This window comes from Streptomyces sp. NPDC055239, from assembly GCF_053606205.1.
In genome coordinates, this window is sequence record NZ_JBSGRD010000021.1 from 1 (window position 1) to 24,838 (window position 24,838).

Here is a 24,838-nt window from a genome sequence, read left to right on the forward strand (position 1 = left end):
ACGTTCCAGATCACGCCGGCCAGCGGCCAGCGCACCAGGACGGAGGCCAGGAAGAGGATCGCGCCGGCCAGGCTGGCCCAGATGCCGATGAGGAAATAGTCCTTGGCGGAGCCGGTGAACCAGACCACCCCGGCGGCGATCGCGACGCCGAACACGCCGCCGACCGCGGGCTGCAGCGACTCCCCTCCCATCAGCCGGGCCACGCCGATGGCCACCGCGACCGCGAAGGCGGCCACGATCGACGCCGTGAGCCCGAGGAAGTTGTGGGCGACGACGAAGGCCAGCGCGGGCAGCGCCGAGTAGATGACGCCCTTGGTGCCGCCCGCCTGGTCCAGGGCCGAAGGCCGCGGCGCCGCCTCCCCTGCCTGCCCCGTCTGCTGGGCCTGCGCGGCGGACTTTGTCTCCAGGAAGCTGTTGCTCTCCATGGTGGTCACTTCTCCCGATTCGTCTGAGGGCGAGGCGATGCCGCTGCATCACTTGATGACATCGTGTCACTAAGTGACGCGTCTGGCTACCCCCTCACGCTCGACAGGGTCGGACGCTTGCGCAATCTGTCACTTAGTGACAGTGTCACTAAGTGACAGGCCGCGCCCACCGCACGACCACCCCGGCGCCCCGCATCCTCTGCATGGGAGACGACATGACCCAGACACTGCCGCAGCGGCTCTACCTGCTCTGCTACTCCGTGGACAAGGGCAAGTTCCAGCTCGACAACCTGCAGGGCCGCGGCCAGTTGCTGCGTGCCGGCGCCCTGACCGAGCTTGCTCGCGACGGACTGCTCGACGCGAAGGGAGGCAAAGTGGTCCGCATGCTCGGGAAGACGCCGGACAACTCCTTCAATGCCGCGGTGTGGAGCGACCTGCCCGACAGCAAGCCCAAGGGCTGGCTGTCGTTCGTGCACAACAAGGCCCACACCGCGGAGACACCGGTCCGCGACCAGCTCGCCGCCGCCGGAGAGGTCTCCGTCTCGCGGGGCAGGGTGATGGGGCTCATCCCGGCCGACCGTGTCACCGTCGCCCACCCGGAGGAGGTGCGCGCCCTCCAGGAGCGGGTCCGCGACACCGTACTCAAAGGGTTCGCCCCGGTGACGATCCCGTTGGAGGAGCTGGCCATGGCCGTGTTCGCGGCGGAGCTCGAGGTGACCTGCGTGTGGAGCCGCGGAGACCTCCGCACCCACAAGCAGGCGCTCAAGGCGCTCGCCGCGCAGTTCGACGAGATCGTTCCCGGCCTGCGCAGGGCGCTGCGCGACTCGTACCTGTCGAGCAGGGCGGTCGGCGGCGGCTGGAGCGCCTGAACGCGCGGCCGACGCAGAAGTCACGTGATGTGAAGAAAATCTGACACTGCCAAATACTCCGCCGCCTCACTAACGTCGTTCGCGGCGACGAAGAGCGCGGCGCCTGCTCGTTGTTTCCTCGATTGCTTCCCCAAATGACACCTGACACTGCCCCTCCGCTTGCCCGATGAGCCCCGCGCGTCCCATCTCAGCGTTCCAGGCCGCTTACGTTTCAGCTGGTCAAAGGCGTATTTCTCGTTCCAGCGTCCCCAACTGCCCGGCTTTCGTGGCGGTAGGAGGGGATCACCCCGCAAGCTCAAGCCGTGCCCTTACGGGAGACCCGAGAGACCCGCGAGTCCCGACAGGCACGTCCCCACAGCAACGACATGAGGAGTTCGCAGATGCTTCGCAAGCGCTCACGCCTGATCGCCGCCCCGGTGGCGGCGCTCGCCCTGACCCTGACCGCTGCCGGGTACCAGGCAAGCGCGGCAGGGTCGTCGGAATCGGGCGGCGCGGCACGGTCCGGCAAGGCCGCCGCCGCGGCGGCCCCGTGTCTGTCCGGCGCCACGACGCTGGTCGGCGATCTGGACGGCGACGGCCGTCCGGACAAGGTCGTCAACCCCGGGCACACCGGCACCAAGATGACGGTCCAGTGGGGCGCCGCGGACGGCTCGTTCGGCAGCAAGAAGACGGTCACCAAGCTCCTCGGCGCGAAGACGGGTGAGGTCGCCACCGCCGCGGTCGCCGACTTCCAGAAGGACGGCACCCTGGACATGGTCGTCAACCTCGTGACGCCCGCCGGCGGGGACGACCCCAACAAGGCACGCGTCGCCGAATTCCGCCCCGGCCCGCTCAAGCGCTCGAACCTGTCCTCCGCCGCCGCCCGGCACTCCGACGTCGGCGACCTCGGCGAGGCCAAGCAGCTCCGCATCGCCAACTACGGCGACGACACGTACCCGGACCTCGCCGTCCTCAACAACGCCGGCGACGGAGTGATCGAGCGGTCCGTGCGCCTGACCAAGCCGGGCGGCGGCCCCCGCGCCTACGACTACGAGCTGCAGCAGAAGTACGGCGAGACCGGGACCCCGGCCGAGCTGCCCGCCATGCCCACCAGCGGTTGGAAGCACTTCTACAAGTCCTGCTCCTGATAAAAGCCCCGCTCCTGACGCAGGCCCGGCTCCTTGCCACACCCGGGCCCCCGTTGCCGCAGTCCCAGAATTGAGGAAGTCCGCTTGTCCAGCTCGCCCCCGGCCCCCTCGGCCGCCCTACCGATGACGAACCGGGTACGGGTCGCCGTCACCGCCTCCGACCCGATAAGCCGCGAGGGCGTCCTCAGCCAGTTACGCCGTCACCCGGAGGTCGAGCTGGAAGCGGAGTCCGGCCCCACCACGGTCGCGCTGCTCATCGAGGACACTCTCGACGAGGCCGCGCTGACCCGGCTGAGGCGCGTCGTGCGCAGCGAGGGCGCGCGTGCCGTGCTCGTCGCGGGCACGGTCCGCGAGCACGAACTCCTCGAGGTCATCGAGTGCGGTGTGGGAGCCATAGTGTGGCGCCACGAAGCGACCGCCCAGCGCCTGGTCCAGGCGGTGCTGACCACCGCCCGAGGTGGCGGCGATCTGCCGTCGGACCTGCTGGGCCAGCTCATCGGCCAGGTGCGGCGCCTCCACCGTGGCGGCGCCGATCTGCCGGTGTCCTTCCTGAGCTTCACCAAGCGCGAGGTGGACGTCGTGCGCCTCGTGGCGGAGGGGTTCGACACTTCGGAGATCGCCATGAAGCTGTCGTACTCCGAACGAACCGTCAAGAACGTGATGCACGGCCTCACCACACGCCTGAACCTGCGCAACCGTGCGCACGTGGTGGCCCACGCCCTGCGTGAGGGCTACATCTGAGGGGACGGGCTCCCCGGAGTACCGGACGGGCTACCCGGAATCTGACCGGGCGGGCTCCCGGGCGGCCCATTGAGGCAGAGAGCACTGCCCCGCCGTCATCCCTGACGTCCCTGTCCTCCGGCCGCTCCGGGGAGCACGATCGACGGCAGGGCCGCCATCACATCGTTCGGCGGGGAAGCCAACGGCAGGTGGGAGCCTGAGAGTGATCCATGAGGTGGACGAGGTCCTCAAGGGCCTCATCGGCGGCGGGGCACTGGCCGGGTCCGGGATCGACGTGTCCTTCGACGTGCCCACCCGTGACTGGGCGGCCCGGCGCAACGCGCCCGTAGTCAACGCGTACTTGTACGACATCCGGGAGGACGTGAGCCTGCGGCAGCGCGGCCACACCGGGCTGCGCGACGACCGTGACGTAGTCGTACGCCGCCGCCGTCCCCCGCGCTGGTTCCGGCTCTCCTACCTGGTGACCTCCTGGACGAAGACACCGCAGGACGAACACCGGCTGCTGTCCGCCGTGTTGGCGACACTGCTGCCGCACGAGCTCCTGTCCGCCCAGGAACTCCCGGGCGCACTGGGGGATCTCGGTCTTTCGGTGCCGCTGACGGTCTCCGCCAACCAGTCGGAGGCCCGCTCACTCGCCGACATCTGGGCGGCCCTCGGCGGCGAGCTCAAGCCGTCTCTGGACGTCACGGTGACCGTGCCGTTCCCGGCATACCCCGACTACGACGCGGGGCCGCCGGTCACCGAGGGCGCCACGGTCCGGGTCGGCGGTGTCGACGGCGGCCCGCCCCGGTCGACGGAACGCGCTCACCGGCCCCACCAAGTGGCGGCCGCGCGCTCCGCCCGCGAGCAGGCGACGGTCCGCCGTACGGAGCAGTCATGAGCACCTCGTCTCTGTCTTCGCCGTCGCCGTCGTCGCCGTCGCCGTCGTCGCCGTCTCTGCAAGATCCCTCCCTCACGGCTGCCCGTCCACCGGACCTCGTGGCCGCGGGGCCGGCCCGCTGCCTGCTCGACCGCCTTGCCGGACTGCGGCAGACGGCGAGCGCCCTGGTCGAACACCGCTCCGCCGGGGATCCCACCGCGAGCGACCCGTTGCGCGGTCTGTACATGTCCGAGGAGTCCGTACGTCATCTGCTGCGGGCCTGGCCACGTGCGGAGCCGGATGCGGACGCCCCGCCGGAGGTGTGGGCGCCGTGGCCCGAGGACACCGGCGACCCCGACGACCGCCTTGCCCGGACGGCCGCCCGGCTGCGCCTGACCGAGTTGGACGCGGCCGTCCTGCTCATCGCCCTCGCCCCCGACCTGGACCGCACCTTCGAGCCGCTGTACGGCTACCTCAACGACGATGTGAGCCGGCGCCGCGCCACCGTGGGGCTCGCCCTCGACCTGTGCGGGGTGCCCGCGCACCTGCCGGACGCCCGCGCCCGCTTCCACCTCGCGGCGCCGCTGCGTGCCCTGGGGCTGCTGACGGTCGAGGAGGACGAACGGCCGCTTCTCACCCGCTCCTTGCGCGTGCCCGACCGGCTCACCGCCCACCTGCTGGGTGATGACGCCTCCTCGGATGCCGCGCTCCTGGGTCTGCTGCGTCCGATGCCGGTCCCGCAGCCCCACGCGGAGCACGACGACGGCTTCGTAGGACAGTTGGCCGCCCGGCTCGGCGAAGGGCCGATCACCGCATATCTGCGTGAACACCGCGAGGGCGATGCCCTGGCCGCCCTCGCGTCAGCCCTGCACGCGGCCGGTCTCGACGCCCTGCGGTTCTCCGGTCCCGCCGACCACGTCCCCCAGCTGCTTCGCGAGGCACGCCTCAGCGGCCGGGCCGTCGTCGTGTCCGGCCTGCCCGAACAACCGGGCCCGATGGTGGCCGAGCTGGCCGCGGCCAAGGACGTGACCGTACTCCTGGCCGATCCGCGTCCCTACGACCCGCAGTGGTCCACGCACGACCCGCTGGTGCTCCAGGCTCCCCGGCTCCCCGCCGGGGGAACGGCCGCGTGGCGGACCGCGCTCGGTCCGGCCGCCGACGCCTTCGACCTGGCAGGCACCGTGGCCCCCTACCACCTCGGTGCCGAGCGCATCGGGCGCGCCGCGCAGGCCGCCGCCACGCTCGCCGCCTTCGACGGGACCGCGGTCACCGCCGCCCATGTCCGTCTCGCCGCCCGGCAGCAGTCGGCATCGGGCCTCGAACAGCACGCTCGCCGGATCCGGCCCGCGGTGACCTGGCAGGACCTGGTTCTGCCCGGCGCCCCTCTCACCCAGCTGCGGGAGCTCGCCCTGCGCGCCCGCCACCGCGACCGGGTCCTGGGCGACTGGCGGCTCAGCGCTGGCGGCGGACGCGGACGCGGGGTCGTCGGTCTGTTCGCGGGAGAGTCCGGCACCGGAAAAACGCTGTCCGCCGAAGTGGTCGCCGCCGATCTGGGTGTGGACCTCTACGTGGTCCAGCTCTCCTCGATCGTGGACAAGTACGTCGGCGAGACCGAGAAGAACCTCGAGCGGATCTTCACCGAGGCCGACCGCACCGACGCGGTGCTCCTCTTCGACGAGGCCGATGCCGTCTTCGGCAAGCGCTCGGAGGTCAAGGACTCCCACGACAGGTACGCCAACATGGAGAGCGCCTACCTGCTCCAGCGCCTGGAGTCCTTCGACGGCATCGCCCTGCTGACGACCAACCTGCGGGCCAACATCGACGACGCGTTCACCCGCCGTCTCGACCTGGTGGTCGACTTTCCCTTCCCCGACCCCGGGCAGCGCCTTGCCCTGTGGCGGCACGGCCTTTCGCACGTCCCGCGCGCCGATGGCATCGAAGTCGACGGCCTCGCACGGGACTTCGAGCTGTCGGGCGGCGCCATCCGCAGCGCGGTGGTCACCGCCGCCTACCTCGCGGCCGGACGGGACGAGCCGGTCGCGGCGGGCGACCTGGTGGAGGGCGCCCGCCGCGAGTACCGCAAGGCCGGCCGCCTCGTCCCGGGCGAAGCGAGCTGGTGACCACGACGACACCGTATGACGGCCAAGGCCGTCATACGGTGAGGGGTGAAGCCGTCACACCTTGAAGCGGACCGCTTCCAGCTGTTGGTACTGCTCGATCGGGCTCCCGTGGTACTTCCACCCGCCGGGGTCGGTGCAGACGGGCCCCATCCAGTTCCTGTCCTTCACATAGGCGTCACTGCACACGGAGCCGTCGAAGACCTTGAAGGTGTACCCCTCCAGCGGGGGGTCTTCGGCCTTGGAGCTGCCGAAGTACATGTTCTTCCCGTCCTCCTTCTCCGCCCACGGGATCTCCTTCCGCCACCCTTCGCCCACCCAGGCTCCGGTGCCGGTGACGCCCTTGGTGCCGATCACCGCGATGTTCAGCGCCTTGATGGCCTTCCCCTTGCCGACCGTGCCGGCCTCGACGCCGTCACACACCGGGTCCTGCCAGCCGTCACCCTTGACGAGCGCGCGGTAGCAGATGTGGCGGCCCTCGCTGCGTTCGGAGAGCTTGCGCACCGCGTCGGCCGCGGTCTCCTTCTTGGGCTTCGCGGGCTTGTCCCCCCCGCCACCACCGCCTCCGCCGCCGCCCTTCTCGTCGTCCGAACCACCGCCGGGCTTCTCAGCGGAGTCGGACGGCTTGTCCTCGGGCTCGGGCGGCGGGCTGCTGATCGGAGGAGGTGAACTGGACGGCGCGATGTTCCCGGCTTCCTGTGGCTTCTCCTTCGCTGCGCTCTGCAGTTGCGGCCGGTACGACAGCCAGATCACCACGAAGGCGATCGTCAGGGCGAGGAGCAGGGCGAAGGCGGTGGCCAGCCAGCCCGGCAGGATCCCGCGCTGTACGAAGGTGCCGTTCACGTCCATCGGCTCGGTGCCGGAGCGCCGTACGGCCAGCGAGTAGGGCTGCTCCTGCTTGGAACCGAACCAGGTGATCTGCCGGGGCCGCAGCGTCGTCTTCACGAACGCGGCCCGGCCCGGCTCGATCTGGACGTTGCTCGGCTGAAGGTCGTACGACAGCTTGTCCCCGCTGTCGCTGCCGCTGAGCGATGCGGTGACCTTGGTGTTGCCGAGGTTGTCCACCGCAAGCCGCGGCCGCCCCCGGAAACGCCCCTTCACCGTCAGCGGCACCAGCTCGGCGCGCACCTCGGTGAAGGGGGTGATGGTGAGGTTGCCCTCGGGGACGGTGACGGCGTCGGGATGTTCTGTCGGAGTGATCCGCACCGCGTACGGATTGGGCCCTGCGGTCGCGTCCGGCGTGCGTGGCGGCGCGAACGTCAGCTCCACCGTGCCCGTCGTCCCCGGGTACAGCCGCAGCGACGGCGGCTCCACTCTGGTCCAGGGGGTGAGGTCACCGACCGGTTCAAAGCGGTACTCGTCGACGATGTCACCGGTGTTGCGCACTTTCAGCCGCACCGTCGTACTGCTGCCGGGATCGACGGTTGCGGAGGCGGGTTCTAGGGAAGTCCAAAGGCTCACGCCACGACGCTAGGAGAGACCGCACGGCACGTCAGGAGTCCGCCGGGCAGACCTTGTTGCCTGGAGGGGCAGCGGCATGTGCTGCCCGGCCCGCCGGACTCCCGTCCCGCGGAGCGAACTTCACGCCCAGTTCATGACGGCCGCCGGCCGGCCCCGCCCGCCTCCGCCCAAGTGGCCCCACCGCTGGTGGAACGAGGGGCCGACCCACCACCCCTACCCGGCCGCCTCCCACCCGGACAGGGCCACAGGGGCAGCCGTAGGGGCACCGACGCGGGCGGGGTGCCCGGGGTGCGAGTTCCGGCCACGCCGAAGTGCCCTTGCGGGCATCAGCGTTGCCCGGCAACCGGCACCGGAGGCCATTTCGGCGACGGCCCGCACCGGCCAGGCTGAACAGGTCCCGTTTCGTACCCCGAGGAGAGCAGAGCATGCCGTCCTACTTGTCGCCCGGCGTCTACGTCGAGGAGGTCGCCAGCGGTTCGCGTCCGATCGAGGGGGTGGGCACCTCCGTGGCGGCCTTCGTCGGACTCGCGCCGACCGGGTCCCTGAACGAGCCCACGCTGGTGACCAACTGGACCCAGTACGTCGCCGCCTTCGGCGACTTCACCGACGGGTACTACCTCGCGCACTCCGTCTACGGCTTCTTCAACAACGGCGGATCCGCCGCGTACGTGATCCGTGTGGGCGGCTCCGCGGACGGCTCGTCCTCGGACGGCAACGCTCCCTCCGCGGTGACCGGCGGGGCACCTGCGGCAGCACTGCCCGCCGCCGAGCCGAAGCAGCTCGGCGCGTTCTCCGTGGCGGCCACGGCCCCCGGCGCGAACGGCCAGCTGTCCGTCGAGGTCGCCGACCCCGAGGGCGAAGGCCCCGCGGAGCGCTTCAAGTTGATCGTCAAGAGCGGTGACAAGCCGGTCGAGACCTTCGACGTGAGTGCCAAGAAGGGCAACCGGTCGTACGTCGTCACCCAGGTCAAGGAGCGCTCCAAGCTCATCACCGTGACGGAGAACGCCTCCGGCGCGCAGCTCGTACGCCCGGAGAACCAGACCGTCGCACTGCCCGCGCCTCCCGCCACGGCCCCCGTACCCGCGCCCGTGGAGCAGGACACGCCCTCGCACCCCGGCCCGGCCAAGTACCTCGGCGACTCCGCCGACCGCACCGGCTTCGGCGGCCTCGAGGCCATCGACGAGATCTCCATGGTGGCCGTCCCCGACCTCATGGCCGCCTACCAGCAGGGCGCGATCGACCTGGAGTCCGTCAAGGCCGTGCAGCTCGGGCTGATCGCCCACTGCGAGCTGATGGGCGACCGGGTCGCGGTCATCGACCCGCCGCCGAGCCTGAACGCCCAGCAGATACGCGGGTGGCGCCAGGAGACGGCCGGTTACGACTCCAAGTACGCGGCCCTGTACTACCCCTGGCTGAAGACCTTCGACCCGGCGTCGGGCAAGGCCCGCATGATGCCGCCGAGCGGCCACATCGCCGGCATCTGGGCCCGCAACGACTCCGAGCGCGGCGTGCACAAGGCCCCCGCCAACGAGGTCGTGCGCGGCGCCGTCGACCTGGAGCTGCAGATCACCCGCGGCGAGCAGGACCTGCTCAACCCCATCGGCGTCAACTGCATCCGCTCCTTCCCCGGCCGCGGCATCCGCGTCTGGGGCGCGCGCACCCTCTCCTCGGACCCCGAGTGGCGCTACCTGAACATCCGCCGGTACTTCAACTACCTGGAGGAGTCGGTCCTGATCGGCACCCAGTGGGTGGTGTTCGAGCCGAACGACCACGCGCTGTGGGCCCGGATCCGGCGCAACATCTCGGCGTTCCTGATCACGGAGTGGCGCAACGGCGCGCTCTTCGGCCAGCGGCCCGAGGACGCGTTCTACGTCAAGTGCGACGAGGAGACCAACCCCCCGGAGTCGGTCGACCTGGGCCGGGTCGTGTGCGAGATCGGCGTCGCGCCGGTCAAGCCCGCGGAGTTCGTGATCTTCCGGTTGTCCCAGTTCTCCAGCGGCAGCGGGGAGTTGGACGAGTAGTCCGCCGTCCGCGCCACCGTCCCCCTCCCCGTCCCGCCCCCGCCCTCGTACGCCATCGCCACGAAGCCAGCCTTAGAAGGACAGCGATTCCATGAGTCTCATGCAGGGTGACTCCCTCACTTCACACAACTTCGGTCTGCAGATCGACGGCGTGATGGTCGAGTACCTCCAGGAGGTCAGCGGTCTGACCCTCGAACAGGACATCATCGTCAGCCAGCAGAACACCGCGCAGGGAAAGATCGACATCAACATCCTGCCGGGTGTGAAGAAGAACGGGCAGTGCACCGTGGTGCGCGGCATGACCCAGTCGTCCGCGTTCACCCAGTGGATCAACGACTCGATCAACGGTCAGATGAGCACGGCCCGCAAGAACGCCTCCATCATCATGATGGATTACCAGGACAACCCGGTGAAGCGGTACAACCTGCGCAACGCCTGGTGCAACAAGATCGACGCCAGCAGCCTGAAGGCCGGCGAGGCCGCCGTACTCACCGAGACCGTGACCATCGTCTTCGAAGAACTGGTCATCGAGTAATGCGGCGCAAGGCTGTTGGTGCGCCGGACGCGGGCACGGTCGTCGCGGCGCCCCCGGCCACCCAGACCGCGGCGGGGGGAGCGGAGTCCCCCGCTCAGGCTCCCCCCGCCGCTCAACCCGACACCGCACCACGGGTCCTGCGCACGGAGTTTCCCTTCCAGCTGCCACGTGGATACGTGGACGAGGCGGGGACCGTGCACCGGGACGGCGTGATGCGCCTGTCGACGGCGCGGGACGAACTGATCCCGCTGCGTGACGTCCGCGTCCAGGAGAACCCGGCCTACCTGTCGGTGGTGCTCCTTGGCCGGGTCATCACGCGCCTGGGCACGCTGCCGTCGGTGCACGACGGGACGGTGGAGAACCTGTTCGCCTCCGACCTGGCGTTCCTCCAGGACTTCTACCGACAGATCAACGCCGAGGGGCACACCCGCGCCGCCGTGGAGTGCCCGCACTGCTCCGAGCCGTTCGAGGTGGAACTCGGCGGGAGCCGCCTGGGGGAATCGTGACGTACGCGACCGACCGACTGCACGAGGAGATCGCGTACGTCGCCTATCACTTCCACTGGAACCTGGAGACGATCCTGGATCTGGAGCACCATGACCGCCGCCTCTACGCGGACCAGATCGCGTCCTTCGTGACGCTCGCCGGGGCGGAGGGCTGAGCGGTGGGATTCTTCGACAGGCTGCGGAGCCGGGGCGAGGACGGGGGCGTGCTCGCTGACGCTGCCGATGTCGGTGGCGGGGGTGGTGACGGCGGTGCCGTCGCGGTTCCGTCGGCAGGCGACGCCGTGTCCGGTGGTACGTCCCACGGCGCGTCCGACGGCTCCGGACGTGCCGCGGGTGCGTGGTCCGGGCTGCCGCCGATCCAGCGGTCCGTGCGCGACGGCGGGTCCGGTGTCGCGGACTCCGCGTTCGGGAACCGGCTGCCCACGTGGCAGAACCCCTCGTTCACTGCGACCTCGACCCGCATCGGCGTCCTGGACGGGGCGTCGTCGAGCAGCCTGCTCTCCTCCACCTTCTCCTCGTCGTCCGCGGCGCTGAGCGAGACGGCGCGGCCGGTCACGGGGCTCGAGGGTGCCGCGAGCGCGGCGCCCTGGACACCCGTGTCGCCGCCCGCGTCGGCGCACCGTCTACCGGTGGCGCCGCTGCGTGAGGTGCAGCGGACGCAGTCGACGTACGCCGCGCCCGCATCGCCTGCCGCTCCGGAGGTGTCCGGAGCTCAGGCGCCGAGATCAGGTGCGTCCGGCGGCCCGAAGGGGACTGCCTCATCCCGTCGATCGGTGGGGACCGTGGGATCGGCGGGGTCGGCGGGAACGGCGGGGTCGACCGCCGGGCGCACCGCCCCCGTGGGTCCCGGTAGGCGGCCGGGGCCCACGGCATCTTCCGTACCCGCAAAGGACGTTGGAGGTATCGGGCAGACTCCGCTGACGGCGCCCGTCCCCGTAGCGGTGCAGCGTGCTGCGGTCTCCGGCGTACGGCGCTCCGGAGCACCCGGGGTGCCGGTACCTGTCGCACAGCCACTGGCACGGATTCCTGGAGAGCAGCGCTCCGGTCGGCAGCGTCCCGCCTCCCGGACCGTGCAGCGCTCGCACGCCGCGCAGGAGGGGAACGGAGCGTCGGCAGCCACGCCGCCCCGTGTGCCGAGCGCTGCCACGCCGTCGCCCACACCGGCCCATGGGGTACGCGTGACGCCGGCCCCCGCCGCCGCGCCCCTGGCGGCCACGCGGCCCCCTGCCCTGACCAAGGCGCCTCTCGCACCTACGGCCGTGCAGCGCCGCGTCCTGCCTGTGGCCCGTCGGGAGCCTGCACCCGCGCGGGCTGCCGCGAGTGACGGGGCCCGGGCGGGGGCGGCGCCTCCGGGCGGGGGCGGCGGGGAACGAGGGGGAGGCGAACCGGCCTCCCCTTCGAGCCCGTTCACGAGCTCTTCGTCCACGCCTGAGCCGGGTACTTCATCGGCTCCCGCAACAGCGCCTGCCGCTTCGTCGGGTGCTCCGACTTCGCCTGCCTCTTCGCCGGGTGCCGCTTCACCGGCTGCCACCTCGTCGAGTACTGCGTCACCGGCTGCCGCCTCGTCGGGTACTGCGTCACCGACTGCCGCCTCGTCGGGTGCCGCTCTGTCGGGTGCCTCATCAACGGCTGCCGCTCTGTCGGATACCGCGACACCGGTTGCCGCGAAGCCGACTGACCGGAACGGACCGTCCGATGCGCGGCCAGTGGCACAGCGAGCGACTCGGAGTGCGCACAGCCCCGCGCCATCCGCTTCACGCCCCTCTCCGTCCGCCACACCTGCCGTGGCACCCGAGTCTCGTACGACGGTGAGCAAGCCCCGTACGGACAGCGGTGTTTCGCCCACGGCTGCAAGTAACTCGTCCCCGGCCGCGTCGAACTCACGTGCCACGGCGAGCGCACCCCGCACGGATACTCAGAACTCCCCTACAAGCCTGCCGGGTTCGGCCACACCCCAGACACCCATGAACCCCCAGCGTCCGGCAGTGCAGCGCAGCGCCACCCGCAAGGCACCCCGTGCGGGTCTCGGCGCCCCGGTCACCTCGGCGCACCCGAGCCCGACGTCCACCCCCGCAGCGCCCGCCGCGCCCGCCGCTCCGACCGGACCGCGTGCGAACCCGGCCGCCACGCAGCCCGCACACGAGGTACAGCGCTCAACGGCTCCCGTCACCAACCCCGCGCCACACAGCCACACCCCACTCGGCGCTCCCATCACGGCTTCCGCTGTTCCTACCGTGCAGCCTGCTTCCACACAGCCCACGCACGAGGTCCAGCGCTCCACAGCCCCCGTCACCAATCCCCTCGGCGCTCCCGTCACCACCCCCAACGCGCCCGCCACTCCTGCCGAGCCGCCGCCTGCTTCCCAGCAGCCCGCACACAAGGTCCAGCGCTCCACAACTCCCGTCACCAAGCCCGCGTCACGCGGACGCAGCCCGCTCGGCGCTCCGCTCATCGCCCCGCCTCCGGAAGCCGTACCGCTCACGAACTCCCGGCAGCGGGGGCCTGCTGCCGCGTCGCGCCCCATCGACCGCACGGCTCCGTCCCCGGTTCAGCGGACCGCCTCTACCGACTCACCCTCCGCGTCGGCCGGCGCGTCACAGCCTCACGTCCCGTCGTCAGCACCATGGGCCTCCGAGTCCGCGCCGTCGTCGAAGCCCGTGCCGCCCGTAGATGCTCCGAAGCGGACTCCCGAGTCCTCCGGGCCCACCGGTCCGACGGTGCCGACGGTGCCGACGGTCCGGCGAACCACCACGTCGGCTCCGCCCACCGCTTCCGGCCCGCCCACCGGCCGGGTAGCGCCGCCAGTACAGAGGGCTGTACCCAGCTCGCCTGTCGCCCCCTCGAAGCAGGCCCCCGTAGCTCCTCGCACCAGCACCCCCGCAGTGCCGCCCGTTCAGCGCGCCGCCATACCCGACTCTCCGGCCGCGTTCGCCCCGGCGCAGAGCACAGCGACGCCTCCCGAGGCTGCCCCGACCCAGGCCCCCCGCACGTCACGCCCCAACGCCGCCACTCCCCCGCCGGTCCAACTGGCCACCCCGCCCCGCGAAGCAGCACCGTACGCGAGCGCCCTGCCGCAGGCGCCGGAGGCTCCCCGGCCGATCGCCCAACCGGTCCTGCCGATCCTGCCGATCCAACGAGCCCCCGAATCCACCACGTTCACCGCGTTCACCCCGGCCGCCGCCCCCGCCAAACCCGTACGCCGCCTCACCTCCCCCAGCACCAGCACCACCCCCGCCGCCTCTTCGCCCCTCCCCGTGGCCCGCCTCGTCGCCCCCTCGACGCCGACCCGAGTAATTCCGCCCTCATCCAGGCCTGTTGCCCCACCACCCGGCGGCGGCCCCACTGTGCAGCGGGATTTCCGCTCGGCGACCCAGACATTCGCCGCCGCGGCCGCCTCCACCGTCGCATCCACCCTGGGTCGGATCCTGCCGAGCGGCCAGAGCCAGCAAGAGCAGAAGCAGCAAAGCATCGAGGACGACCCGCTGCCCTTCCCGCCCGACAGGAACACGGCCTCGGCGACCTCCACCAGCAGCGCGCCACCACCACCCGAGTACTCGCGGGTGCCCGAGGGGACCTTCGACCCGAAGGACCTCACGGACTTCCAGATCGACGAACTCGTGCACCGCATGATCGGCCGCATCACGCGCCTCGTCCGCACCGAACTCCGCATGGACCGCGAACGGATCGGCAGGCTCCGCGACGACCGCCGCTGACCCGTGCGCAGCAGCGACAGCAACAGCAAGAGCAGCAGTAACGACAGAAAGGTCCACCCGCGATGCCCCGCCAGGACCCGGGTTCCACGATCTGGTTCAGCCTCTCCATCGACGGCCAGAGCCTCGGCTACTTCAACGGATGCGAGGGGCTTTCGACGCAGGTGGAGGTCGAGCATCGCCAGGAGGGCGGCAACAACGGCTTCGTCTGGCAGCTGCCGTCCCGCGTCACCTTCTCCACCATCCGGCTCACCCGTCCCCTCACCCCGGACACCACGAAGGTCGCCAAGTGGATCTCCTCCGTGCAGACGGGGATCAAACGGCCCACCGCCGAGATCGCGGCGCTGCGCGCGGACGGGTCTGAGGTCGCTCGGTGGGGGCTTGTCGATGTGCTTCCCGTCAGCTGGCAGGGCCCCCGGCTCGACCCCAGCAGCCCGGCCGTCGCCACGGAGGTCCTGGAGATCGCCCACCACGGGTTCACGGACTGAGCGGCCTCAAAGAGCAAGGGGCCCGGGGTCCGAGTGACCCGGGAGTCCGGAGAGAGTAGCGGGAGACACCCACATGCCCCAGAGCAAGGGCGCAGGCAAGAGCCTCGTGCGCGCCAGCCTCGCCATCCATGAGCCCCCCATCGGCACCAGCACATCGCCGGGCGGGCTCATGAGGACGTTCAAATTCGACTTCAACCCGGCGCAGCTGACCATCGGCCGCCGCGCCAACTGGACGGTGACGCCGACGGCGGACAACCGGGACGGCGCGATGCCGGAGTTCATGGGCTCGGAGCAGCGCGAGATGAGCCTGGAGATCTTCCTCGACTCCTCCGACCGGCCGACGAGCAACGTGGTCCTGAAGAAGGTGCAGTCGCTCCTCGACTGCTGTGGAGTGACCCCCAAGAGCAAGAAGGCCGACCAGCCGTCGCCGCCTTGGGTGATCTTCCAGTGGGGGTCGTTCAAAACGGCACGGTTCGTCGCCTACGTCGCCTCCGTCGACGCCTCGTACACCCTCTTCGGCACCTCGGGCGTGCCCATCCGGGCCACCTGTCAGCTGCGGTTGCACGAGATCCCGAGCGAGGCTCTGGGGCAGAACCCGACCTCCGGCGCGCTCACCGCGCAGAGCGTGCACCGGGTCGTCGCCGGTGACTCCCTGCAGTCGCTCGCCTGGCGCGAGTACGGCGACGCCACGGTGTGGCGGGCCATCGCCGAGGCCAACGGGATCGACGACCCGTCCACCCTCACCTCCGGCACCGAACTGGTGCTGCCCGCAGCGCAGGAGGTGCGTCGCTGATGGCCAACATCGCCTTTTCCAGTGTCATGAAGGTGAAGCTCGGCGGGGCCAAGATCCCCGACGAGTACTCCCGGATGTTCGTCGACGGCTGGGTCGACCAGGGCGCCGGGGTGCCCGCCGCGTTCCGGCTCACCTTCCGCGACCCGCACCGCCTGCTCCTCAAGGAGCTGGGCGTGAAGTTCGGCACCCCGGTGGTGCTGACCCCGGTGGCCGACGGCCAGGGCTCGGCCGAACCGCTCCTCACCGGCGAGGTCACCGCCCTGGAGGCCGACTACGACGGCACGGGATCCTTCACCGTCATCCGTGGCTACGATCTCGGGCACCGCTTCATGCGCAGGCGCCGCGTGGTCGCGTACACGAACGAGACCGCGTCCTCGATCGTCAGGAAGCTGGCCGGGCTCGCGGGCGTGCCCGTCGGAAAGATCGAATCCACCCGCGGCACCTACGAGTTCATCAGCCAGGCCAACGTCACCGACTGGGACTTCATCGCCCGCCTCGCGGACGAGAACAACATGGTGATGTCCCTCGACGCCAAGGGCAAGTTCAACTTCGTCTCGCCGAAGCCCTCGTCGGGTGCGCCGTCGCCGAGCGGCGGCCGGAGCGCGAAGAACCCCCTCGTCCTGAAGTCGGGGACCGACATCCTGCGCCTGCGTACCTCCGTGACCGCCGCCGACCAGGTGGCCGAGGTGGAGGTGCGCGGCTACGACGTCGCCAACGCGCGGGACATCGTGGAGACTTCGCGCAGCGCCGAGAACCCCGTCTTCTCCATCGGCACCTCGCCGAAGAAGGCCGCGGCCGCCTTCAAGAAGACCAAGCTCGTGCAGACCTCGATGCCCTACGACAAAGGGCCCGAGGCCAAGCACGCCGCCGACGCGCTCTTCGACGACGTGTCCTCCTCGTTCTCCGAACTTGAGGTGATCGTCCACGGCAACCCCAAGCTGCGTCCTGGCGTGCCCGTGGCGCTCGCCGACGTCGGCTGGCCCTTCCAGGGCAAGTACACGACGACCTCCGTGCGGCACGTGTTCGGCAACGGGCAGCGCTACGAGTCCTGGGTGACCGTCAGCGGCCGCCAGTGGCGCTCCCTGTACGGGCTCACGTCGGGCGGTACGGAGAGCGAGCCGCGGCTGCCCGGTGTGGCCAACGCCGTCGTCACGGACGTCGACAAGAAGGACGACCAGGCCCGCGTGAAGCTGAAGTTCCCGTGGCTGGACGACACGTACGTCAGCGACTGGACGCGCTGTGTGCAGCTCGGCGGGAAGCGCGGCGGCGGCATCTTCCCGATGGACGTGGGCGACGAGGTTCTTGTCGGCTTCGACCGGGGCGCGCTCGACCATCCCTTCGTGATCGGCGGGCTCTACAACGGCAAGGCCAGTCCGACCCGGAACAAGGCCCCTCTGTACTCCGGGGCGCGTAACCAGGCAAGCCGCCACACCATCTCCGACCGCACCGGCAACCGCGTCGACCTGCTCAGTCAGCGCGTGGGCAGCCACCGGGGCGTGCGGGTCTCCACGGGCGACGACAAGCTGACCGTGAACCTGGACCGCGCCAAGACCGAGATCACCGTGGACAGCAAGGGCTCGGTCACCATCAAGGGCGGCCGTTCCGTGTCCGTCCGGGCGGGGACGGACCTCACCTTGAGCGCCAAACGCAACGTGTCCATCCAGAGCGGCGGGATGCTCAGCCTCCGGGCCGGGAGCGCCGTGAACGTGAACGCGGGCGGCGGCGGGTTCAGCGTCAACACGTCGTTCTTCAACGTGAGGGCGGCCGGCATGGCGTCCCTCGTCGCGACGGGCGGCGTCACGTTGAACACCGTCGGGGCGATGGCGCTCACCTCCGGCGCCACGATGGCCCTGAACTCGACCAACATCGGGCTGAACGGTGTGGTCCTGGTCAACCGGAAACCCCTGCCCTTCTGATGACCCACGCATCCCCGTATCCCCGCATCCCGAGAAAGGACAGGTGCTCTTCCTGATGGCCGAACAGTTCGTCGGCTCCGGCTGGGCGTTCCCGATGCGCATCGGCCCCACCGGGGGCATCGCCCTGGTCAGTGGGGAGCGCGAGGTCGAGGAGGCCATCCGGCTCGTCCTCGCGACCGCCCCCGGCGAGCGGCCGATGCGCCCGGGGTTCGGCTGCGCCATCCACGACCTGGTGTTCGCGCCGGTCAACGAGCAGACCGCGGGCCGCATCCAGCACGAGGTCTATCTGAGCCTGGACCGCTGGGAGCCGCGCATCGAGGTGCACGAGGTCGAGGTCACCGCGGGCGACGACCAATCCGTGCTGTACATCGACGTGCGCTACGGGATCCGCGGCACGAACAACCCACGCAGCCTCGTCTTCCCCTTCTACGTCATTCCCTCCCACGAGGAGCCGGGAGCCGCGGAGACGTCCGACGGCCCCGGTGCCTTCCCCGAAAGCGACCGCTGATGTCCCTGCAGAGCCCCAACCTCGACGACCGCCGCTTCCAGCAGTTCGTCGACGACGCCAAGCGCTACATACAGCAGCGCGCCCCGGAGTGGACCGACCACAACGTCTCCGACCCCGGCGTCACCCTTGTCGAGACGGTCGCGCACATGGCGGACCAGATCGTCTACCGCCTCAACCGCGTCCCGGAGAAGAACCACCTGGCCTTCCTCGACCTGGTCGGCATCACCCTGTTCCCGCCGTCAGCCGCGCGCACCGACGTCACCTTCTGGCTGTCGGCTCCCCGCGAAGAGGTGGTGGCCGTGCCGGTCGGCACCGAGGTGACGACGCTGCGCACGGAGACCGAGGACGCCGTTGTCTTCGCCGCCGAGCACGACCTGCGCATCGTCCCGTGCATGCTGCGGCACCTGATGGTGCAGCGCCGCGGCGAGCCCGTCACCGACCGCACCGCAGATCTCGCCGAGGGCACCGACGTGCTGTGCTTCGCCGAGGCCCCGGCCGCCGGCGACTGCCTGCTGTTCGGCCTGACCGCCGCGGTGCCGCACTGCGCGGTCGCCATCGAACTCGACAGCCGTGTCGACGGCGTCGGCGTCGACCCCCGCCAGCCCCCGCTTGTCTGGGAGGCGTGGACGGCGGACGGCTGGCAGCCGTGCGAGGTGCACCGTGACGGCACCGGCGGCCTCAACCGGCCCGGCGACGTGGTCCTGCATGTGCCCGGCGGTCACGTCCTGTCCCGCAACGGCGGCCACGAGGCGGGCTGGCTGCGCTGCCGCGTCACCGAACCGCTGGCCGACCAGCCCTTCTACACCACGTCGCCGACGGTGCGCTCCAGCGACGCCTGCACGATCGGCGGCACCACCGGTGTCATACACGCGGACACGGTGTACGACGAGGCACTCGGTGAGGCCACCGGGCTTCCCGGTCAGCGGCTGCGTCTCGCCCACGCGCCCATCGTCGGCGACGACCCGCCGGTCCTTCTTCAGACCGCCGAGCACAACGGCTGGGAGGACTGGCAGGTGGTGCGGCACTTCGCCGAGTCCCGCTCAGACGACCGGCACATCACCCTGGACGCGGCCACCGGCGACATCGCGTTCGGCCCGTCCGTCCGCGAGGCCGACGGCTCCCTGCGCCAGTACGGCAGGGTCGCTCCCAAGGGCGCCGTCATCCGCGCCCGCCGCTACCGCACCGGCGGCGGCCGGGCCGGCAACGTGGCCCGCGGCGCCCTGAGCGTGCTGCGCACCTCCATCCCGTACGTCACCGAAGTCGTCAACCGGGAAGCCGCGCACAGCGGGGTCGACGGCGAGACGGTCCAGGAGGCGAAGGTCCGCGCCCCCATCACGCTGCGCGCCCAGGAGCGTGCCGTGACCCTGCGCGACTACGAGGAACTCGCCCGCCGAGCCGCGCCGGAGACCGCCCGCATCATGTGCCTGGAGGGCAAGCTCGACGACTACGGGGCGCACGCGGTGCGCGTCCTGGTCGTGCCGCAGGCGGTGCCCGACCCCGGCGGGCGGCTGCGGTTCGAGCAACTCGTCCCCGGCGACGCTCTGCTCGCTCGCATCACCCGCCATCTCGACGAACGCCGTCTCATCGGCACCCGTCTCGCCGTCGGCCCGCCGTACTACCAGGGCATCACGGTGGTGGCCACGGTGCACGCGTTCCGCGGTGTGGAGACCGACCGGGTGCGGCGTGCCACCCACGACGCCCTCTACCGCCACCTCGACCCGCTCACCGGCGGCGCGGACGGCAGGGGCTGGCCCTTCGGCCGCCCCGTCCAGGCGGGCGAGATCTTCGCGGTCCTTCAGCGGGTGCCCGGCGTGGAACTGGTGGACGAGGTCTTCCTGCACCAGGCCGACCCGCTGACCGGCAAGCGCGGCGACCGCACCGACCGCATCGACCTGGAGCCGTCCGCCCTGGTGTTCTCCTTCGACCACCGCGTACGGGTCATCGGGGACGCCACGTGAGGGGCTCCGTCGACGGCCTCGGCTCCTCCGCGCCCATCGGGATGATGCTCCCGGCCGTCTTCGCGGACGACGACCTGGCCCAGCGGTTCGTCGCGGGCCTCGACGACGTCCTGGCGCCGATCCTGAACGTCCTCGACTGCCTGGACACGTACTTCGACCCCGCGCTCACCCCGGTCGACTTCGCCGAGTGGCTCAGCACCTGGGTGGGCGCGGAGACGGACGGCATCGAGTCGGAGGCACGGCTGCGCGCCGCCGTCGCCGCCGCGGCGGCGCTGCACCGGGTGCGGGGTACGCGACAGGGCCTGTCGGAGGCGGTGCGCCTCGCGTTCGGCACCGCACCGGAGATCACCGAGAGCGGCGGCGCGACGTGGAGCGCCCGCCCCCGCGGCCCGGTCCCCGGCAGTCCCCGCCCCCACCTCCACGTGGTGCTCCAACTGGCAGAGCCGACCCCGGCGGACACCCACCGCCTGGACACGCTCGTGGCCGCCGCCCGCCCCGCCCACATGCCCTACACCGTGACCGTCACGGCCGCTGAAAGGACTCTGGAGTCATGACCAGGCAGAACTGCACCGAGTGCGACGCCCGCGTGGAACCGGGCCAGTCGTTCTGCGACGCCTGCGGCGCCGTCCTCAGCTGGGATCCGGCCGGGGCGCGCTCGGGGGCGGCGTCGGCCGCCGACTCCGGCGCCCGCGCCAACTCCGGGGCCGGGGCACAGTCCGACCCCGGCCCCGGCTGGGACGGCTTCGCGCGTCCGGACCGTACGGCGCCCGCCGCGTCCGGCCCGGCGGGTGCCCCCGCATCCGGTCCTGTGCCGCCCCCGGCCACCGATCTGCGCGCCGATTCCGGCCTGCCCCTTCGCCCCCACACGGCGGCGCCTTCGGAGCCCCCGGCCGCCGCCACACCCCACCCTCCTTACCAGTCACCGGACTTGACGGACACGGCACCCAACGATCCGGTGCCCGCGTACACCCCAGGACCTGACACCGTCCGTTCCCTCCTGGTCCCCGTCTCGGACCCCGAGGGCGCCCCGCCGCCCCCGGGCGTGAGTCCCGTCCTGCCCGGACGGCCCGACACCCAGCGCCCGCACGTGCGCGTGCCCAGCGCGCAGCCTCAGACCGGAAACGGCCCGCCGTGCCACTGGTGCGCCACCCCGAACCGCCCTGACCGGCACTTCTGCGCCCGCTGCGCGATGCCGCTCGCCGAGACCGCGGATCAGACGCAGGCGCCGCTGCCGTGGTGGCGCCGCCTCATGGGCCCCGGCCGCAACCAGACGCCCTGGGCGGGTGAACGCCCCAGGCTGCGCCGCGTGTTCGACAACATCGGCGGCTGGATCACCGCGGCCCTCGTCGTGACCGCGCTCATCTTCACCGCGGTATACCTCCCCGACGGCATCCAGGCCACGCGCGACCATTTCGCCAAGCGCGTCCCGGTCGAGCCGGACGAGATCCGCGCCTCGAAGTCGTACGAGGGCCATCCTGCGAAGCTGGCCTTCGACAAGCTCAACAACACCTGGTGGGGTCCCGGAGTCGCGGAATCGGGCCAGGGCGAGTGGATCGAAGTACGTTTCATCCGGCCGACCCGCCTGCTCGACGTCATCATCACGCCGGGCGTGTCGGTCCAGGCCGACCAGCTCTCCAAGTCCGCCCTGCCCCACCGCGTCAAGGCCACGATCACCAAGAAGGACGGTACGACCACGACCCGGGAACTCTCCTTGGACCCGGGCCCGGGCGGCCAGCGCCGGTCCTTCCGCATCGGCGACGCCACCCGCGTCCGCTTCACCGTCGAGTCGTCCCACGCGGCGTCCGCCAAGAAGCAGGTGGCCATCGCCGAGGTCGAGCTCTTCGGCCCGTCCGACGGCAGCCGGGCCTGAGGGCGACTTCTCCGATGTGTCGTAGTTCACCCCGCAGACGTCGTTGGTCCGGAACATTCGGATACGGGTCGTCGTTCTTCTAGATGTGGCTGCGGAGGGGACAGTGTCCCCGGGCCCACCTATAGCCCATGGGGAAGATCGTTCGGCTGAAGCCCCATGGAGCCTTTCGCCGAGAGGCGACCGCCCTCCGCGTGTCACGCTTTACGGCCCCGGCTGGTCTCCCCCGTCCAGCCGGGGCTTTCCCATGTCCACAGGGCATCGGCGTCTGCAGGGCGTCGGCAGCGGCAGGGCGTCGGCGAGCTCCTCGACCTGGTCGGCGAGGTGGGGGTCGGGGTGAGGTACGCGCCCCATGCCGAACTCCTCCACGGTGTCGACCTTCAGACGGCGTACGGCGTCATGCAGCTGCTTGGGCAGGCGGGTTTCGCGAGATGCCGTGGCCTGACGCCGCGCCCAGGGAGTGTGTGGGGCGGGCGGGCCCGCGAGGGTGATCGCCTGCTCTTCCCAGAATTCGGCGTCGCGGAGTTCACCGCGACTGAGGTGGTAGAGGTGCAGGCACTGGGCGGCGACGGCGTTGCCCGCGCCGGCGGAGAACTGCCACCAGAACTGGGCGCCGTCATGGCAGCCGGCCAGGCTGAGCAGGCAGGCGAAGTGCAGCGTCCCCTCCGGATCGGGCCCGTCGGTGACGAACCGGGCAAGACGCCCGGCGGCGTCGCGATCGTGCAGGACCTGGGTGGACAGCGCATCGAGCCGGGTGGCCGCGTCTCCGTGGACGGTGGGCGAATACCCGGCCGGGGCGGGGACGGCACCGAACATGAGGATCTCGGTGACGTCACGGACGACTTCCTGCCGAAGGTCGTCCAGGTCGGCGTCGGTGAACACGTCGTCATCCACTGCGACTTGGGCGAGGACGTCGTCGATGTGGCTTGGCACAGTGCTACTCCGTCTCGTTGGTGATCGACAGGCCGAGCTTGATGGCGATGCGCTGATACGCCAGCCGGCGGTGGTACCGGACGGTGTCGGGCTTGATGCCCATGATCTTGGCTATGTGCGGGGAGGTGTAGCCCAGCACGTAATAGAGCACGAAGACGTCGTACTGGCGCTCCGGGAGTCCGGCTATCGCGGCGTAGAGCCCCAGGGTGGATTCCATCGCCGCGAACGTGCGGCGCGCGGCCTCCAGCGTGGCGCGCGCGGTGTCCTGGACGGCGGCCTCCTGCACGGACGGCGGCGGGGCGGGCTGCCCCGAAAGCCGCAGCTGCATCCCCACCCGATGCTTGAGCAGCTTCCACGCATACGCCTCGGGGCTCTCTTCTTTGGCGACGTTCGGCCAGTTCAGGGCAAGGTGGCCGAAGCAACGGCGCACCACGGTCTTGGCGGCCTGCTTGTCCCCGAGCATCCGGTGGGCATAGCGCAGGTGGGGCCTTGCGCAGACAGCGAAGAACGCTTCCAGGTCTGGAGGCATCTCGTAGGACAGTCCGGTGAGGTTGTCCAGATTGGGGTAGCCGGCCAGCGCATCGGGGGCTCCTTCCGGCTCGTCCGCGTCCTCGGGCGGCAGCGATCTCGGGTGTTCACTCATCGCTGGGCCCCCTCGTCGGTGGATGCGGCGGTCAACGAGGGGGCGGCGTCGGCGAGGTGGCCGCCCTTGAGCAGTTCGTTGGCGCCCACGCGCACACCGGCGCGCAGCAGGCGGCGCGCCAGATGCCGGGCGTCGGGGGCGAAGACCCGTAGCGCGGTGATGACCACGGTCGCGACGAGCACGTCGTCGAGGGTGAAGGCCACTGATTCTGTCCTTTGTCCTGCTGGCTGCGGCCCGTCCCGCACCATGTGCGGACTGCCGGAGAACGACAATGTCCTCAACCGCAGGATTTCGGATCGGAGGGGGCAAACGCGTATGCCAGAGGCAATCAATTTTCGACACAAAGTGACTGACTAGTAACCGTAGGGCAGAATGAGCGTTCGAGAGTGAACGATCGGTAACGAACTCTCACTCTACGTGCAGACGCCTGGCCAGCGGAAATCCGCTCGCTCGCCGCCACGGAAGCGCACGCCCGTTCCCACCGAAACCCCTGCGTGCGCCGGTCGGTGACACTCAGAAGTATCCATCCATGTGACAGAAGTCACCTCCTGTTGTCCAACTCCGGTCAGCAGCAAGGCCGCTGATATATGCGGCAGGCCAACTCAGTTCACTCCAGGGCGGGTTGGCATTTACCCCCCCCCCCCAGGCCTCCAAGCCTCCAAGCCCCTCCTTCACCATGCGGGCGGCGGCGGGGACGAGCCCGGCGCGACAAGACCGCTCTGGTAGGCCGCTGCGACCACTTGGGCCCGGTCCCGCATGCCGAGCTTCAGGAGAATCCGCCCGAGGTGGGTCTTGACCGTCGCCTCACCGATGAACAGATGGGTGGCGATCTCGGCGTTGGAGAGCCCGTGCGCGACCAGGACGAGGACCTCGCGCTCCCGGTGGGTGAGCGCCGCAAGCTCCTCGGGGGCCGGCCTGATCCTCTCCGGCCTTGCGGCGAACTCGGCAAGGAGGTCAGCGGTCACCGCGGGGTCCAGCCAGCCGTCCCCGTCGGCGAGCGCCCGTACCGCCCCGGCCAGCTCGCCGGGTGCCGCGTCCTTGAGCAGAAAGCCGGAGGCCCCGGCCCGCAGCGCCCGGTAGACGGCCTCGCTGACGTTGTACGTCGTCAGCACCAGCACCCGGGCCTCACCGGGGAAGGCGTCGGCGGTGATCCGCCGGGTCGCGTCGACTCCGTCCATGCCGGGCATCCGCACATCCATGACGACGACGGTGGGGCGCAGTTCAGCCGTGAGGGCCACAGCTTCGTTGCCGTCGGCGGCCTCGCCCACCACCTCGATGCCGTCCTCGCCGGTGAGCAGCATGGCAAGCGCGGAACGCACCATGGCCTGGTCGTCCGCGAGCAACACCCGGATCACCACTTC

At 70.8% G+C, this 24,838-nt stretch carries 26 protein-coding genes; 17 read left to right on the forward strand and 9 right to left on the reverse strand.

Annotated features, from left to right (window positions below):
- A partial coding sequence (locus tag ACWFRJ_RS41480) for a DUF3159 domain-containing protein (RefSeq protein WP_453543713.1) occupies positions 1-425 on the reverse strand: 425 nt, incomplete at its 3' end.
- A 215-nt stretch (positions 426-640) separates the two neighbouring features.
- On the opposite strand from ACWFRJ_RS41480, the gene ACWFRJ_RS41485 reads away from it, so the two are divergent.
- From ACWFRJ_RS41485 to ACWFRJ_RS41505, 5 genes are all read left to right on the forward strand, one after another.
- On the forward strand, positions 641-1,294 hold the full coding sequence (locus tag ACWFRJ_RS41485) for a GOLPH3/VPS74 family protein (RefSeq protein ID WP_453543715.1): 654 nt from the start codon (positions 641-643) through the stop codon (positions 1,292-1,294).
- Positions 1,295-1,674: 380 nt separating this feature from the next.
- Positions 1,675-2,421, forward strand: coding sequence for an FG-GAP repeat domain-containing protein (locus tag ACWFRJ_RS41490; RefSeq protein WP_453543717.1), 747 nt, complete (start codon positions 1,675-1,677; stop codon positions 2,419-2,421).
- A 123-nt stretch (positions 2,422-2,544) separates the two neighbouring features.
- Positions 2,545-3,162, forward strand: coding sequence for a helix-turn-helix transcriptional regulator (locus ACWFRJ_RS41495; RefSeq protein WP_453543807.1), 618 nt, complete (start codon positions 2,545-2,547; stop codon positions 3,160-3,162).
- Between the two features lie 202 nt (positions 3,163-3,364).
- On the forward strand, positions 3,365-4,042 hold the full coding sequence (locus ACWFRJ_RS41500; protein WP_453543719.1) for a DUF4255 domain-containing protein: 678 nt from the start codon (positions 3,365-3,367) through the stop codon (positions 4,040-4,042).
- A complete protein-coding gene (locus ACWFRJ_RS41505) occupies positions 4,039-6,141 on the forward strand; it encodes an ATP-binding protein (RefSeq protein ID WP_453543721.1) in 2,103 nt (700 codons plus the stop codon). Before ACWFRJ_RS41500 ends, ACWFRJ_RS41505 begins: the two co-directional genes overlap by 4 nt.
- 54 nt (positions 6,142-6,195) lie before the next feature.
- Here ACWFRJ_RS41505 and ACWFRJ_RS41510 read toward each other — a convergent pair whose 3' ends face one another.
- Positions 6,196-7,599, reverse strand: coding sequence for a hydrolase (locus tag ACWFRJ_RS41510; RefSeq protein WP_453543723.1), 1,404 nt, complete (start codon positions 7,597-7,599; stop codon positions 6,196-6,198).
- Between the two features lie 425 nt (positions 7,600-8,024).
- Between ACWFRJ_RS41510 and ACWFRJ_RS41515 the strand changes: the two genes are divergently transcribed.
- The 4 genes from ACWFRJ_RS41515 (at position 8,025) to ACWFRJ_RS41530 (ending at position 10,816) form a co-directional block, all read left to right on the forward strand.
- Positions 8,025-9,620, forward strand: a complete 1,596-nt coding sequence (locus tag ACWFRJ_RS41515) for a phage tail sheath subtilisin-like domain-containing protein (protein ID WP_453543725.1) — start codon at positions 8,025-8,027, stop codon at positions 9,618-9,620.
- Between the two features lie 91 nt (positions 9,621-9,711).
- Positions 9,712-10,155, forward strand: a complete 444-nt coding sequence (locus tag ACWFRJ_RS41520) for a phage tail protein (RefSeq protein WP_383279946.1) — start codon at positions 9,712-9,714, stop codon at positions 10,153-10,155.
- The gene (locus ACWFRJ_RS41525; RefSeq protein ID WP_453543727.1) at positions 10,155-10,661 is read left to right on the forward strand and encodes a hypothetical protein; all 507 of its coding nucleotides are present in this window, start codon (positions 10,155-10,157) and stop codon (positions 10,659-10,661) included. Before ACWFRJ_RS41520 ends, ACWFRJ_RS41525 begins: the two co-directional genes overlap by 1 nt.
- Positions 10,658-10,816 carry a DUF6760 family protein gene (locus ACWFRJ_RS41530; RefSeq protein WP_389912212.1) on the forward strand — a complete coding sequence of 53 codons (159 nt, stop codon included), beginning with the start codon at positions 10,658-10,660 and terminating at the stop codon, positions 10,814-10,816. Before ACWFRJ_RS41525 ends, ACWFRJ_RS41530 begins: the two co-directional genes overlap by 4 nt.
- Here ACWFRJ_RS41530 and ACWFRJ_RS41535 read toward each other — a convergent pair.
- From ACWFRJ_RS41535 to ACWFRJ_RS41545, 3 genes are all read right to left on the reverse strand, one after another.
- A complete protein-coding gene (locus tag ACWFRJ_RS41535) occupies positions 10,765-11,217 on the reverse strand; it encodes a hypothetical protein (protein WP_453543729.1) in 453 nt (150 codons plus the stop codon). The two genes, ACWFRJ_RS41530 and ACWFRJ_RS41535, sit on opposite strands and share 52 nt — an antisense overlap.
- Before the next feature lie 851 nt (positions 11,218-12,068).
- Positions 12,069-12,242: a hypothetical protein gene (locus tag ACWFRJ_RS41540; RefSeq protein WP_453543731.1), complete on the reverse strand. Its 174-nt coding sequence runs from the start codon at positions 12,240-12,242 to the stop codon at positions 12,069-12,071.
- Positions 12,243-13,263: 1,021 nt separating this feature from the next.
- A complete protein-coding gene (locus ACWFRJ_RS41545; RefSeq protein ID WP_453543733.1) occupies positions 13,264-13,413 on the reverse strand; it encodes a hypothetical protein in 150 nt (49 codons plus the stop codon).
- A gap of 130 nt (positions 13,414-13,543) precedes the next feature.
- Here ACWFRJ_RS41545 and ACWFRJ_RS41550 point away from each other — a divergent pair, with 130 nt between their 5' ends.
- The 8 genes from ACWFRJ_RS41550 (at position 13,544) to ACWFRJ_RS41585 (ending at position 21,904) form a co-directional block, all read left to right on the forward strand.
- Complete coding sequence (locus ACWFRJ_RS41550; protein ID WP_453543735.1) at positions 13,544-14,374, forward strand: hypothetical protein; 831 nt, start codon at positions 13,544-13,546, stop codon at positions 14,372-14,374.
- A 62-nt stretch (positions 14,375-14,436) separates the two neighbouring features.
- Complete coding sequence (locus ACWFRJ_RS41555; protein WP_453543737.1) at positions 14,437-14,859, forward strand: phage tail protein; 423 nt, start codon at positions 14,437-14,439, stop codon at positions 14,857-14,859.
- 73 nt (positions 14,860-14,932) lie between these two features.
- On the forward strand, positions 14,933-15,652 hold the full coding sequence (locus tag ACWFRJ_RS41560; protein WP_453543739.1) for a CIS tube protein: 720 nt from the start codon (positions 14,933-14,935) through the stop codon (positions 15,650-15,652).
- Entirely contained in the window at positions 15,652-17,568 is a 1,917-nt protein-coding gene (locus tag ACWFRJ_RS41565) for a VgrG-related protein (RefSeq protein ID WP_453543741.1), read from the forward strand. The genes ACWFRJ_RS41560 and ACWFRJ_RS41565 overlap by 1 nt, the downstream gene beginning before the upstream one ends.
- Positions 17,569-17,623: 55 nt before the next feature.
- The gene (locus tag ACWFRJ_RS41570) at positions 17,624-18,076 is read left to right on the forward strand and encodes a GPW/gp25 family protein (RefSeq protein WP_453543743.1); all 453 of its coding nucleotides are present in this window, start codon (positions 17,624-17,626) and stop codon (positions 18,074-18,076) included.
- Positions 18,076-20,034 carry a putative baseplate assembly protein gene (locus tag ACWFRJ_RS41575; protein WP_453543745.1) on the forward strand — a complete coding sequence of 653 codons (1,959 nt, stop codon included), beginning with the start codon at positions 18,076-18,078 and terminating at the stop codon, positions 20,032-20,034. The genes ACWFRJ_RS41570 and ACWFRJ_RS41575 overlap by 1 nt, the downstream gene beginning before the upstream one ends.
- On the forward strand, positions 20,031-20,588 hold the full coding sequence (locus tag ACWFRJ_RS41580) for a phage tail protein (RefSeq protein ID WP_453543747.1): 558 nt from the start codon (positions 20,031-20,033) through the stop codon (positions 20,586-20,588). The genes ACWFRJ_RS41575 and ACWFRJ_RS41580 overlap by 4 nt, the downstream gene beginning before the upstream one ends.
- The gene (locus tag ACWFRJ_RS41585) at positions 20,585-21,904 is read left to right on the forward strand and encodes an NADase-type glycan-binding domain-containing protein (RefSeq protein WP_453543749.1); all 1,320 of its coding nucleotides are present in this window, start codon (positions 20,585-20,587) and stop codon (positions 21,902-21,904) included. Before ACWFRJ_RS41580 ends, ACWFRJ_RS41585 begins: the two co-directional genes overlap by 4 nt.
- A 201-nt stretch (positions 21,905-22,105) precedes the next feature.
- On the opposite strand, the gene ACWFRJ_RS41590 is transcribed toward ACWFRJ_RS41585, so the two are convergent.
- From ACWFRJ_RS41590 to ACWFRJ_RS41605, 4 genes are all read right to left on the reverse strand, one after another.
- Positions 22,106-22,834 (reverse strand): hypothetical protein, encoded by a 729-nt coding sequence (locus ACWFRJ_RS41590; protein ID WP_453543751.1) that lies wholly within the window; start codon positions 22,832-22,834, stop codon positions 22,106-22,108.
- Positions 22,835-22,838: 4 nt separating this feature from the next.
- Positions 22,839-23,477: an RNA polymerase sigma factor gene (locus tag ACWFRJ_RS41595; RefSeq protein WP_453543753.1), complete on the reverse strand. Its 639-nt coding sequence runs from the start codon at positions 23,475-23,477 to the stop codon at positions 22,839-22,841.
- The gene (locus tag ACWFRJ_RS41600) at positions 23,474-23,680 is read right to left on the reverse strand and encodes a hypothetical protein (RefSeq protein ID WP_453543755.1); all 207 of its coding nucleotides are present in this window, start codon (positions 23,678-23,680) and stop codon (positions 23,474-23,476) included. The genes ACWFRJ_RS41595 and ACWFRJ_RS41600 overlap by 4 nt, the downstream gene beginning before the upstream one ends.
- Before the next feature lie 468 nt (positions 23,681-24,148).
- Complete coding sequence (locus ACWFRJ_RS41605) at positions 24,149-24,835, reverse strand: response regulator (RefSeq protein WP_453543757.1); 687 nt, start codon at positions 24,833-24,835, stop codon at positions 24,149-24,151.
- Positions 24,836-24,838: the final 3 nt, after the last annotated feature.

Excerpts from the sequence above, each read along its gene's own strand:
- ACWFRJ_RS41485 (WP_453543715.1), top strand. The coding sequence starts at position 641 with ATGACCCAGACACTGCCGCAGCGGCTCTACCTGCTCTGCTACTCCGTG.
- ACWFRJ_RS41490 (WP_453543717.1), top strand. The coding sequence starts at position 1,675 with ATGCTTCGCAAGCGCTCACGCCTGATCGCCGCCCCGGTGGCGGCGCTC.
- ACWFRJ_RS41495 (WP_453543807.1), top strand. The coding sequence starts at position 2,545 with ATGACGAACCGGGTACGGGTCGCCGTCACCGCCTCCGACCCGATAAGC.
- ACWFRJ_RS41505 (WP_453543721.1), top strand. The coding sequence starts at position 4,039 with ATGAGCACCTCGTCTCTGTCTTCGCCGTCGCCGTCGTCGCCGTCGCCG.
- ACWFRJ_RS41515 (WP_453543725.1), top strand. The coding sequence starts at position 8,025 with ATGCCGTCCTACTTGTCGCCCGGCGTCTACGTCGAGGAGGTCGCCAGC.
- ACWFRJ_RS41520 (WP_383279946.1), top strand. The coding sequence starts at position 9,712 with ATGAGTCTCATGCAGGGTGACTCCCTCACTTCACACAACTTCGGTCTG.
- ACWFRJ_RS41525 (WP_453543727.1), top strand. The coding sequence starts at position 10,155 with ATGCGGCGCAAGGCTGTTGGTGCGCCGGACGCGGGCACGGTCGTCGCG.
- ACWFRJ_RS41555 (WP_453543737.1), top strand. The coding sequence starts at position 14,437 with ATGCCCCGCCAGGACCCGGGTTCCACGATCTGGTTCAGCCTCTCCATC.
- ACWFRJ_RS41560 (WP_453543739.1), top strand. The coding sequence starts at position 14,933 with ATGCCCCAGAGCAAGGGCGCAGGCAAGAGCCTCGTGCGCGCCAGCCTC.
- ACWFRJ_RS41565 (WP_453543741.1), top strand. The coding sequence starts at position 15,652 with ATGGCCAACATCGCCTTTTCCAGTGTCATGAAGGTGAAGCTCGGCGGG.
- ACWFRJ_RS41570 (WP_453543743.1), top strand. The coding sequence starts at position 17,624 with ATGGCCGAACAGTTCGTCGGCTCCGGCTGGGCGTTCCCGATGCGCATC.
- ACWFRJ_RS41575 (WP_453543745.1), top strand. The coding sequence starts at position 18,076 with ATGTCCCTGCAGAGCCCCAACCTCGACGACCGCCGCTTCCAGCAGTTC.
- ACWFRJ_RS41585 (WP_453543749.1), top strand. The coding sequence starts at position 20,585 with ATGACCAGGCAGAACTGCACCGAGTGCGACGCCCGCGTGGAACCGGGC.
- ACWFRJ_RS41595 (WP_453543753.1), bottom strand. The coding sequence starts at position 23,477 with ATGAGTGAACACCCGAGATCGCTGCCGCCCGAGGACGCGGACGAGCCG.